The sequence below is a fragment of the Rhizobium sp. NRK18 genome (assembly GCF_024385575.1).
In the GTDB taxonomy this organism is placed as follows: Bacteria; Pseudomonadota; Alphaproteobacteria; order Rhizobiales; family Rhizobiaceae; genus JANFMV01.
Window position 1 is genome coordinate 2291553 of sequence record NZ_JANFMV010000001.1, and the last position, 11297, is coordinate 2302849.

General features: G+C 61.5%; 8 protein-coding genes. 2 read left to right on the forward strand and 6 right to left on the reverse strand.

Annotation, left to right across the window (positions count from 1 at the left end; translation table 11 throughout):
• Window positions 1-48: 48 nt before the first annotated feature.
• From nagZ to NN662_RS10730, 4 genes are all read right to left on the reverse strand, one after another.
• Entirely contained in the window at window positions 49-1062 is a 1014-nt protein-coding gene (gene nagZ, locus NN662_RS10715) for a beta-N-acetylhexosaminidase (protein ID WP_261930257.1), read from the reverse strand.
• Window positions 1063-1144: 82 nt separating this feature from the next.
• Complete coding sequence (locus NN662_RS10720) at window positions 1145-4075, reverse strand: SPOR domain-containing protein (protein ID WP_261930258.1); 2931 nt, start codon at window positions 4073-4075, stop codon at window positions 1145-1147.
• Between the two features lie 62 nt (window positions 4076-4137).
• The gene (argS, locus tag NN662_RS10725) at window positions 4138-5895 is read right to left on the reverse strand and encodes an arginine--tRNA ligase (protein WP_261930259.1); all 1758 of its coding nucleotides are present in this window, start codon (window positions 5893-5895) and stop codon (window positions 4138-4140) included.
• Between the two features lie 64 nt (window positions 5896-5959).
• Window positions 5960-7180, reverse strand: a complete 1221-nt coding sequence (locus NN662_RS10730) for a deoxyguanosinetriphosphate triphosphohydrolase (RefSeq protein ID WP_261930260.1) — start codon at window positions 7178-7180, stop codon at window positions 5960-5962.
• A gap of 161 nt (window positions 7181-7341) precedes the next feature.
• Here NN662_RS10730 and erpA point away from each other — a divergent pair, with 161 nt between their 5' ends.
• Both erpA and xth read left to right on the forward strand, forming a co-directional pair.
• Window positions 7342-7674, forward strand: coding sequence for an iron-sulfur cluster insertion protein ErpA (gene erpA, locus NN662_RS10735; protein ID WP_261930261.1), 333 nt, complete (start codon window positions 7342-7344; stop codon window positions 7672-7674).
• 65 nt (window positions 7675-7739) lie between these two features.
• Window positions 7740-8525, forward strand: a complete 786-nt coding sequence (xth, locus tag NN662_RS10740) for an exodeoxyribonuclease III (RefSeq protein WP_261930262.1) — start codon at window positions 7740-7742, stop codon at window positions 8523-8525.
• Window positions 8526-8566: 41 nt separating this feature from the next.
• On the opposite strand, the gene NN662_RS10745 is transcribed toward xth, so the two are convergent.
• Both NN662_RS10745 and NN662_RS10750 read right to left on the reverse strand, forming a co-directional pair.
• Window positions 8567-9364 (reverse strand): tetratricopeptide repeat protein, encoded by a 798-nt coding sequence (locus tag NN662_RS10745; RefSeq protein ID WP_261930263.1) that lies wholly within the window; start codon window positions 9362-9364, stop codon window positions 8567-8569.
• A 511-nt stretch (window positions 9365-9875) separates the two neighbouring features.
• The gene (locus NN662_RS10750; RefSeq protein ID WP_261930264.1) at window positions 9876-11084 is read right to left on the reverse strand and encodes an OmpP1/FadL family transporter; all 1209 of its coding nucleotides are present in this window, start codon (window positions 11082-11084) and stop codon (window positions 9876-9878) included.
• Between the last annotated feature and the right edge of the window lie 213 nt (window positions 11085-11297).

Consider the following 11297-nt stretch of genomic DNA (forward strand, 5'->3'; position numbering starts at 1 on the left):
GCCGCCTTGTTGCCGATGATGTTTTCCTTGTTCAATCGCCTCTCCCGGTCAGGCCGTCGGCAGCATGGCGTTGAATTCCGCCCTCAGCGCCGCCTCGTCGCCGTCGGTTGCAGCACCGATCGCCGCTTCGACCTTCTGCGCCCGTTCCAGCGCACGACCGGCAAGCGCCGGCACCTCGCGCGCCACTGCCGTCATCTCATCCATGACGCCGTTGCAATGCAAGACAATATCGCAGCCGCCGGCGGCAATATTGGCCGCCCGCTCGCCGAGCGTGCCTTTCAGCGCATTCATCGAGGAATCGTCGGACATCAGCAGGCCGTCGAACCCGAGCTTCTCGCGGATGATGCCGTCGATCACCTTGCGCGACGTGGTCGCCGGATTGTCCGGGTCGATCGCCTTGAAGACGAGATGGCAGGTCATCCCCATCAGCTCGTCCTTCATCGCCGCAAAGGGGATGAAATCGTGCGCCTCGAGTTCGGAAAGCGATGCCTCGACCACCGGCAGGTCGTGATGGCTGTCGACCATACCGCGGCCGTGACCGGGAATGTGCTTCATGACCGGCAGGACGCCGCCGGCCTTCAAACCATCCGCCGCTACCTTGCCGAGTGCGGCGACCTTCAGCGGATCCGTGCCATAGGCGCGATTGCCGATTACATTGCTGGCGCCCTCGACCGGCACGTCGAGCACCGGCAGGCAGTCGACGTCGATGCCGAACCGCGTCAGGTCGAAGGCGTGCAGGCGCGACATCAGCCATGCGGCACGCAGACCCTTCTCCCGGTCCTCGTCGTAGAGCGCGCCGATAACGGCAGCGGACGGATAGGCCTGCAGGATCGGCGGCTTGATGCGCTGAACGCGGCCACCTTCCTGGTCGATCAGCACCGGCGCCTTACGGCCGACGCAGTCGCGCATCTCGGCGGTGAGGTCGGCGACCTGTTGCGGTTCGGAAATGTTGCGGCCAAACAGGATGAAGCCCCAAGGGCGCTCATTGCGATAGAAGGCCTTTTCGTCTTCCGTCAGCTTCAGGCCGCTGCAGCCGAGGATCATTGCTTTTGAGTCGGTCATCCGCCGATCATAAAAAGCAGAAGAGCCCGTGGCGAGGGCGCCACGGGCTCATTCACAGCTTAAAGAATCAGTCGATCGCCGATTATCGGGCGACGAGGCAGCTTCCACCCGCGGCCCGATAGCGTTCGCACAAGGCCACGGCCTCGTCCTTGCTGCCACCGGCGATCCGGACACGATAATAGGTGCCCTTGCCCGCAATGTCCGCCTTGACGATCTGCATGGCACGACCGCCGATCACGGACGCGAATTTCGTCGACAGGTTCTTGTAGGACTTCTGCGCTTCCGCTTCCGACGGCAACGAGGCGATCTGGATCGAATAGGTTCCAGCAGGGATCGTCGTCTGTCCTGCGGCTGGCGTCGCTGCAGCAGCCGGCGCCTGCTCGGCCGGCGACACCGGCTGGGCTGCTGCCGTCTCGACCGGCTTGGCCGCCGGCGCCGTCGTCTGGTTGTTGACGACACGGACCGGCTGATCACCGGGGCGCGGCACCGGTACCGGCGCATTCGAGAGCGCCGGACCGGCCTCTTCCGGCGTATCCGGCGCCATATCCGGAGAATTGGCGTCGGCAGCGGCATTGCTGTTGGCAACCTGCTGGAGCGCCTCGGGCGATGCCTCGCTTGCCACCGGCGGCTGGGTGCCGTCGGCGTGCATCGTCGTGCCGGCAGCCTCTGCCGGGGCCATGACCGACGGTTGCGTGCCGTCATTCTTCTGGGTGACCGTCAGCGGCGTCGCCGGCGCTTCCTCGCGGGTCTCCAGCGTGCCGTCCGGCCGAACGATCAGCGTTCTGACCTTGCGGGGCGCGACACTGGCGTTTTCGGTCGCGGCCTGCGTTGCGTCGCCCGACTGCGCGTCGGTTGCCGGCGTCAGGCGTTCATCGCTGGCGCCTGCATCCGCGGTGTCATCCGTTTCGCCTTCCATCGGAATCGTGTTCGGCTGCAGCGTCCGCTGCACCACGTCGACCGGCGCCTCGTCGCTTGAGATCAGGGTTCCCTGCGTCGGCTGGTTCTCCGTCTTGCCGGAGACCTGGTCGTAAACCGCCTGGTCCTGGTTCAACACCGTCTTGCCGCCCTTGTTGGCCGGCTCTGTGCGATAGGCTTCCTTGTCGGCCTTGATGATCTCCGGCTCGCTCGACAGTTCCGGCAGGCTGATGCCGCCCGCCATCCATGTATAGGCGCCGACAGCGCCTGCGCCTGCGAGAAGCACCAGCGAGGCAACGACCAGCATGCTGCGCTTCGGCCGGTTGGCCGAAATCGCGGAGACGGAGGGCTGGCGCTCAAGCCGTTCCTCCTCGAAATCGCGTTCGTCGCCAATGCCGGCCATGGCAGCCGATTGCAGCTCGCGATGAATATCGTCGTTCAATGCGGTTTCGAAATCGTCGAACTCGAACTCGGCGTCGAACATGTCGGGCGCCTGGCCCGGCTCCGTTACTTTCGCTGCCGGCGCTGCCGGGGTCGTCTGCTTGGGATAATCCGCAATCATTGCCGCCATCTCGGCGTCGACATCCACTTCATAGGCGCTGACGGTCGGCCGCGGTTCCTCTTCCGGAACTTCCGGCAGTGCCGGCACATCGAGCGGCGCGATCACTTCCGGCTGCTCTTCCGTTTCCGTGATCATTGCCGGATCGAAAGCCGTTTCGTCGGGGGTGACGTCCCTCGGAGGCGCCTCGTCTTCCGTTCCATAGTCGGGCTCCGGCGCGGCTGCCGCAGCCGGAATGACCGGCTCCTGGCGAACGGGCTGGGAAACCGGTGCGCGCACCGTGGTCTCGTCTGCAGCGGGATCCTGCCGGGACCGCATGAAGGCCGAGGACACGAACTTGGGAATGGATACGGCGGCGGCGGCGCCGGCGGCTGTTGCCGCAACAGTCGATGCAGGCCTCCGCTGCTCGGCCTCGATGCTCGGGGCTGCGACCGGAGTAACGTCGTGATCGCTACCATCGTCGACGATGGCCGGCATGGCGATCTCGTCTTCGAGCGCGCGTCCGAAATCATGCGTCATGGACGCATTGATGGACACGTCGGACGCCGCGGCATTGGTGGCGAACGGGATCGGATAGCGGGAAATGTCGTCGAGCAGGTCATCCTTGCCACTGCGCCAATGGCCGGACACATGCTGTTCCAGGTCGTCATGCCGATCGTGCTCGGCAGCAAAGCCCATTGATGGCGGCTGCGACACGGCTTCTTCCTCGATCGGCTCGTCGACGATCACCGGTTCGGCTGGCACGCCATCGCGGAAATTCGACACGGGCAGACGGATCGCCGGCTGATCGTAAGGCATTTCCGGCTGCTGGTGCAGATGCGCGGCGTCTTCGGCGACTGCCTCGTCCTCATGGTGCGGTTCTTCCGGCTCGTCGGCATTGAGCTCGTCGGCGAAGGCGCCGATCGACAGATAGAGTTCCCGCGTCAGCTCGTTTTCGTCGAAAGCTTCCAGCGCATCCGTCTCGGAAGACGCGGGCTCGGCTGCCTCCAGCCGATCGTCGTCCTCGAAATCGGTGACCGGTTCAACGGCGGCAGGCTCTTCAGCATAGACCTCGTAGTCGGCTTCAGCAGATACGCGCTCGTTTTCGTAGGCACGCGGTTCTTCAACCGAAGCCTCATCGGACGGCCAATGCTCTTCCGCGACTTCAGGCTCATCGGCCTGTTGCAGATATTCCGCCGGATGCGGCGCATAGGCCTCCGGCGCGGCGTAAACATCCGCAGAAACAGGTTCAAGCGCGACCGAGGGCTCGCTTTCAAGTTGCGGCTGACCCTGCTCGTCGTCCGCGTCCTCAAACGCGAGTTCGCGCATCAACTCGGCTTCGAGGTCGATGACCGGCTCGGCATGCTGGGAAGGTGCTTCCACGGGCTCGATGACCGCCGGACCATGGTCCACGGCCGGTTCCTCGGATACGGGCTCAGACCGCGGCTTCACCGGCTGGGGGTCGAAACCGACAATCCGGGCCAGCTCGGCCAACGGATCGTCTTCGGCAAATACAGCCGCCCTCTTGTTCCCCTGACCCGAGTAGTTATTGTCCACCATTACTCATCCAGTCATGTATTTACGCGCATAACTGCCAAGACTTTGTGGGCAAATGTTGGCCGTTATCGCATTTCCTCGGGTGCCGCCGTACCAGTGATGGCAAGACCCGACCGCAGGACCGATGCAACGGCATACACCAGCCCTAGTCTGGCAATGCTCAATTCTCGGTTTTTATCGTTAACAAACCGTAATTCAGGTGCATCTTTACCTTTATTCCAGTGCGCATGGAAGGAACTTGCCAGGTCATAGAGGTAAAAAGCGACCCTGTGCGGCTCCTGAATGCCGGCTGCCGTCTCGACCAGACGCGGAAACTCCGCAAGTTTGGCGAGCAGCGCCAGTTCACTCGGATCTTCGATCAGCGAAACCCCCTTGCCAAGATCAAGTGATTCGATGTCGACGTCCGGGAAAGCCTCCCGGGCCTGCCGGAAGATCGACATGCAGCGGGCGTGCGCATACTGCACGTAAAACACCGGATTGTCCTTAGACTGTTCCGTTACTTTGGCGAAATCGAAGTCGAGCGGTTCCGAGCTCTTGCGGTAAAGCATCATGAAGCGGACGGAGTCGCGGCCGACCTCGTCGACGACCTCACGCAGAGTGACGAAATCGCCCGACCGCTTGGACATCTTAACCGGCTCGCCATTGCGGTAGAGCTTCACAAGCTGGCAGAGCAGCACGGTCAGCTTCACGGTGCCGCCGGACACGGCCTTGGCCAGCGCTTCCAGCCGCTTGACGTAGCCGCCATGGTCGGCGCCAAGCACATAGATCATCTCGCCGAAGCCGCGGTCGAACTTGTCTTTGAAATAGGCGACGTCGGCGGCGAAGTAGGTATAGCTGCCATCCGACTTGATCAGCGGACGGTCGATGTCGTCACCGACTTCCGTCGAGCGGAACAGCGTCTGCTCACGGTCTTCCCAGTCTTCCGGAACCTGACCCTTCGGCGGCGGCAGCACGCCCTTGTAGACATGGCCCTTGAAGGTCAGGTCGTTGATCGCGGTGCGGATCGGGGCAGCCCCATTGGCATGCAGCGTGCGCTCGGAGAAGAACACCTCGTGCTTGACGTTCAGCGCCTCCAGATCCTCGCGGATCATCACCATCATCGCGTCGATGGCGCGATCCTTGACGATCGGCATCCATTCTTCCTCGGGCATTTCCAGAAGCCGGGTGCCGTAGTCGGCGGCCAACGCCTGGCCGACCGGAACGAGATAATCGCCCGGATAAAGCCCGGCCGGGATTTCACCGATGGTTTCGCCCAACGCTTCGCGGTAGCGCAGGTAGACCGAGCGCGCCAGAACGTCGATCTGCGAGCCGGCGTCGTTGATGTAGTATTCCTTCTCGACAGCATAGCCGGCATAGGCCAGCAGGTTCGCCAGCGCATCGCCGACGACGGCGCCGCGGCAATGGCCGACATGCATGGGCCCGGTCGGATTAGCCGACACATATTCGACGTTGACCTTACGGCCCTCACCCATGGATGAACGGCCGTAGTCCTCGCCGAGCGCGATCATCGAGGCGAGCAGGCGCTGCCAGTAGCCCGTCGACAGGCGAATGTTGACGAAGCCAGGGCCGGCGACGGAAATGTCGGCGACGTCGGGATCTTCCTTCAGCTTGGCGATCAGGACATCGGCGAACGCGCGCGGATTGGTGCCGAGCGGCTTTGCCAGAACCATGGCGGCATTGGTGGCGACATCGCCATGGGCCGAATCGCGCGGCGGCTCGACCGTGATGCGGGAAAGATCCACTTCGCTTCGCTTTTCAGAAACGATGTCAATTTCTTCCAAAGCTTTTTTAATTCTTTTGTCGAAGTCGCTGAAAAGGTTCATCTGTTGTGGTCCACGCATGAAAAGAAGCCGGCGAACGCCCCGTTCCCGGCATATTGCCCGCTGCCTATCGCAATTCCGGGGTATGGTCAAACAGGCGCTGGTGGGTCTTGATGGCGAAAGTATCGGTCATGCCGGCCAGATAGTCGCCGACATGGCGGGCCTTGGCGCCCTCGTTGAGGTTCGGCAGCTGGTCCACCCAGTAGTGCTTCTCCATTAGGCCGGGATCGTTCATATAGGCGCGGAACAGGTCCTTAACGATCTGCGCGGCACCGGCGCGGATGCGCATGATCTCCGGGTGGCGATAGATGCGCGTGAACAGCATGCCCTTGATCTCGCGATCGGTCTTCGCCATCGCTTCCGAGAACGTCGCCGTCACCCGCGGCGCAAGCCGAATGTCCTGCGCCCTCTCCGGCTTTACCTCTGTCAGTCGGGCCTGGGCGACGCCGATGACGTCCTCGATCATGCGGGTGATCTGCCGGCGCATGATCTCGTGGGTGAAGCGGCTGGCTTCCAGCGACGGATAGCGGTCGCGCACCTCCTTCATGAGACCGGCCAGAAACGGGATCTCCTCCAGCATGTCGAAGGTCAGGTAGCCTGACCGGAGGCCATCATCGATGTCATGGGTGTTGTAAGCGATATCGTCCGAAATCGCCGCGACCTGGGCCTCAAGGCTGGCAAAGGTCGAAAGCTCCAGATCGTGCAACTCGCAGTAATCGAGGATCGGCTTCGGCACCGGATGGCCGTTCAGGCCTGTTCCGTCCGCGGCCATCAGCGGGCCGTTGTGCTTGACCAGCCCTTCCAGTGTCTCCCAGGTGAGATTGAGACCATCGAACTCGGCGTAGCGGCGCTCCAGCTTGGTGACGATTCTGAGCGACTGGGCGTTGTGGTCGAAGCCGCCATAGGGCGCCAGCTCCTCGTGCAGCGCGTCCTCGCCGGTATGCCCGAACGGCGTATGGCCGAAATCGTGGACCAGGGCCACACCTTCGGCGAGATCCTCGTCGAGACGCAGGGCGCGAGCGAGCGCGCGGGCGATCTGCGCCACCTCGATCGTGTGCGTCAGGCGGGTGCGGTAATGATCGCCGTCATTGGCGATGAAGACCTGGGTCTTGTGCTTCAGCCGCCGGAAAGCGGTCGTGTGGACGATGCGGTCACGGTCGCGCTGGAAGTCGGAGCGCGTCGGGCTGGCGTTCTCATTATAAAGCCGGCCGCGCGTCGTCCACGGGTCGGCGGCATAGATCGCCCGCTCGCCCGCTCCAAATCCCAATGCATGCCTGTCGAATGTCATTCCTGCTCCTGCCGCCTCTTCAACCATTGACGCCGCCTGCCTGTCTTCATACCTATAGCCCTGCAGGGCATGCAACAGTGAGCGGTCTAAGACGGCTATCTGACGCGGGCCTGACATGAAGACTTTTACTCTCCGGACCTTGACCCCGGCAGGAGGACAGCATGAGCGAACCCCAGGTAACCATTTCCGATTCCGCCGCGAAACGCATCGCGACCATTCTCGGCTCCGATCCCGGCAAGACGGCACTGCGCGTCTCCGTCGAAGGCGGCGGCTGTTCCGGTTTTTCCTACAAGTTCGATCTGGTCAACGACCAGACGGAAGACGACCTCGTCATCGAGAAGAACGACGCCAAGGTGCTGATCGACAGCATGTCGCTGATTTACATGGCCGGCTCCGAGATCGACTTCGTCGACAACCTGCTCGGCCAGTCCTTCCAGATCGCCAACCCGAATGCGGTGGCCAGCTGCGGCTGCGGCACCAGCTTCGCGATCTGACGGCTGTCTTTACAGCTCGTTCAAAGCCGGGTACCCCGTTTCCAACGCAGACGGGAGCCCGGCTTATGAAAATCGCCACCTGGAACATCAACGGCATCAAGGCGCGGATCGACAATCTGCTGACCTGGCTGAAAGACGCCGCGCCCGACATCGTCTGCCTGCAGGAAATCAAGTCGGTCGACGAGGGTTTTCCGCGGATGGAAATCGAGGCGCTCGGCTATCACGTCGAAACCCACGGCCAGAAGGGCTTCAACGGCGTGGCCATCCTGTCGAAGATGAAGCCAGACGAGGTCAATCGCGGCCTGCCGGGCGACGACAGCGACGAGCAGGCCCGTTTCATGGAGGCGGTCTTCTCGTTTGAGGGTGGCGCCTTCCGTGTGTGCTCGATCTACCTGCCGAACGGCAATCCGGCCGACGACCCGGTGAAATACCCCTACAAGCTCGCCTGGATGGAACGGCTGAGAGCCTTTGCCGAAGACCGGCTGGCGCTCGAGGAGCCGCTGATTCTCGCCGGCGACTACAATGTCATTCCGGAACCGCACGATTGCTACGACGTGAAGGCCTGGGAAAGCGATGCGCTTTTCCTGCCGCAGACGCGCCAAGCGTTTCGCCGGCTGGAGCATCTCGGGCTGACGGATGCGCTGCGCGCCACGACGGACGGCGTTCCGGCCTATACGTTCTGGGATTACCAGGCAGGCGCATGGCAGAAGAACAACGGCATCCGCATCGACCATCTTCTCCTGTCTGCGGAAGCGACCGACCGGCTGCAGGCCGTCGAAGTCGACAGCCAGGTCCGGGCCTGGGAAAAGCCGTCCGACCATGTGCCGGTCATCGGTCGTTTCGATTTCTGAAGGATTGCCCGGCGACAACAACGCCGGGCCGTCGTCGACGGCTACTGAGTCGCGCCCGACTTTTCGAACTTCTGGGCCAGCGCCACCGCATTGCGGCGATCGTCCTCGCTCACGACCGAGAAGGCCTGCTCCTGCATCTCCTGGACCCAGCCATGATCCTGCGGGGCGCTGAGATCGAGCGCGGCCGTCATGTAGGCCAGTCCGAGAACGCTCTGGCCTTCCTCGAAGATCAGGTTGCCGAACACCGCCATGGCGCCGGGATGGCCCTTCTTGCGGGCCTGGTTCAGCCACTTCTTGGCGAGCTTGACGTTCACCTTGCCGCCCTCGCCGGCGAGAATCATGCGAGCGAGCTGGAACTGCGCTTCAGCCACGCCGAAGGTTGCCGCGGCCTGATAGAGCTGGCGCGCCATCGGCAGGTTGACCGTGACCGGGCTGTTGGGAATGCCGTTGTGATAGTAGTTGGCGAGCGACATCAGCGCCGAGACGAAGAAGCCTGTGTCTTCCGAGCCCGGCTCGACGTCTTCCGAGGCGATCTCGGAATAGATCTTGAAGGCCTCGTAATCGTCTTCCGCGACGCCGTCGCCATAGGCATACATGCTGGCCAGTGCCCAGCGCGACCCGGTGTGGCCCTTCTCGGCGGCGTAGCGATAGGCCTCGACGGCCTCGTCCTTGTGACCGCTCTGATAGGCCTTGAAGCCGAGCTTGAACACGTCGAAAGGCTTCGAGGCGCTGTCGGCCTCGGGAATGTCGAAGGCCAACGCGCTGCCTCCGGCGGCGCAAAACGCCAGCGGCAGGGAGACCAGCAGGACCTTCAGGGATTTCAACTCAAGCGTTACCATTAACAACAAGCCGTTTCTTCTGCTGCTCCGGACGGGGGAGCAATCCTACAGCGCTAATGTTCATGTCCGTTCCCTCGCTTCTCCGGCGATGGGGATGACACTCGGCCCTGCTGCGAAAAATGCTGGGTTCATCTGCGGACCCGTCACGGCGACCGGCCAAGGCCCGTCGCGACAGAGTCGCTGCGGAGCAAAGTTCTTTTGCCTCCGCCAGCTCCGCAGTTTTCTGCGAAGCACAAACCTCCACCGGCTGCAAACAAGCCTTCCGGTATCCGGTTTTCAATTGCCACCACCCATTTTTTACGCTGCGCTTTCTTGCCGCGCTGTGTCTGACGTCACATTTGCTCTTCGTTTGTGGCGGGAAATAGACATTCCCCCTCGCCACGCATCATAGAACAACTGTCATAAAAATGTGTTGCGATTTCGTCACAATGCGTTTGCGTTGCAACACAATCCGCAGGCAACAAAAAACCCGGCCGAGTGGCCGGGTTTTTCGGAAATGTGGAAAGCAGGATCAGAACTTGACCTTGATGGAGGTCGAGAGGGCGAGCACCAGATCGTTGCCGAAGTCGTAGGAGGCATCCTCGCCATAGGTTTTGCCATTCTTGGTGACTTCGCCAACGCTACCGCTGGTCAGGATGCCGATCGCACCGCCAAGACGCCATTCAACATTCTCAGTCGGGGTCCAGGCCGTTCCGACGGACATATACCAGGAGTCAGTCTGCGAGCTCAGGCCCGTGGTCGTACCGCGATCCCAGGTCAGGCTGACGGCACCGCTCCACTGATCGTTAAACTTGTGACCGATACCGCCGGTAATGGTCCAACCGTCGCGGTAGAGGAGATCGAGGGAAGTAGCTTCGACGCCGTTGGCATTGAGATAGAAAGGAATGCTTTGAAGCTGACTCCAATCGGTCCATTTTACAGATCCAAACGCCAACCAGTCGGGAGCAATACCGCTCTGAACCTTAAGCTCCACGGAGTCGGGCATACGTGCGGTTCCATGTACATCCCAGACATTACCGCCCAAGGCAGTGTAGAGGCTGTTGACTGAAGACATGTCGAGAGTACCGGAAATCGTTCCGAGATCGACAGCGCTGTTGTAAACTAGGCTGGCTCGCATCGCATACTCGGGAATCTCGTAGGCCACACCTGCGCGCCAGCCCCAACCGTCGCCCTTCAGATCGAGACGCCCAATACTGGTGGGATCGGCTGCATAAACCATGGCCTCCTTGAAGCCACCCACCTCCTGATAGAAGCCACCACCGATCAGTCGCAACTGCCCCGGGCCCATGTCAAATTTAACCGAGCATGTTCCCGCATAGTTGTGACTATAAATCTTGATCTCAGTGATATCGTTCGCGCCAGCCCATGCGGTGCCCGGATTCGAGTGCACGCCCCATGGCTCGGAGTAGTCGAGCAAGCAGTCGACATTCTTGCCCATGCCGAACTTCAAGCCGGCATAATAGTTGGTGTAATCCTCGGCACCGTCCGCAGTTGAGGTACCCGTGGACGTCCCGTTTGTGTTGTCCGTATCCTGGACATTCTTGAACTTCCGGTCCGGATGCACATAGGTCACCTGACCGCCGAAGGTGACGACCGATGGGTCGAACAGCTGGTCGATATTGTAGCCGGCCTCCTCAAGCCCTCCCGCATGTGCTGCCGTGAAGGCGCTCGTCGCCAGAAGTACAGCCAGAGCGCCCCTGATCATGGATTTCGATGTCATAATGTCCTCTCTCCCGCATTACTGAGCGGATCATTGCCATGATCGCGAGAGGAGACAACGCTGAACTCTTGCCGCTAAAATTCGTATCGCGATCAAAACCTTACGTAAGATTCTGATCGAAAGTGGTTAATAAATTCCGTGGTGGAAATTCATTCCACGCGAAGACAGCAACACGTTCACTGCTTGGAATTTTATTTTCTAAACAAAGCCGCT

Bases quoted from the DNA above. Each gene is read 5' to 3' on its own strand.
- nagZ (WP_261930257.1), bottom strand. From the start codon at position 1,062: ATGACCGACTCAAAAGCAATGATCCTCGGCTGCAGCGGCCTGAAGCTG.
- NN662_RS10720 (WP_261930258.1), bottom strand. From the start codon at position 4,075: ATGGTGGACAATAACTACTCGGGTCAGGGGAACAAGAGGGCGGCTGTA.
- argS (WP_261930259.1), bottom strand. From the start codon at position 5,895: ATGAACCTTTTCAGCGACTTCGACAAAAGAATTAAAAAAGCTTTGGAA.
- NN662_RS10730 (WP_261930260.1), bottom strand. From the start codon at position 7,180: ATGACATTCGACAGGCATGCATTGGGATTTGGAGCGGGCGAGCGGGCG.
- erpA (WP_261930261.1), top strand. From the start codon at position 7,342: ATGAGCGAACCCCAGGTAACCATTTCCGATTCCGCCGCGAAACGCATC.
- xth (WP_261930262.1), top strand. From the start codon at position 7,740: ATGAAAATCGCCACCTGGAACATCAACGGCATCAAGGCGCGGATCGAC.
- NN662_RS10745 (WP_261930263.1), bottom strand. From the start codon at position 9,364: ATGGTAACGCTTGAGTTGAAATCCCTGAAGGTCCTGCTGGTCTCCCTG.
- NN662_RS10750 (WP_261930264.1), bottom strand. From the start codon at position 11,084: ATGACATCGAAATCCATGATCAGGGGCGCTCTGGCTGTACTTCTGGCG.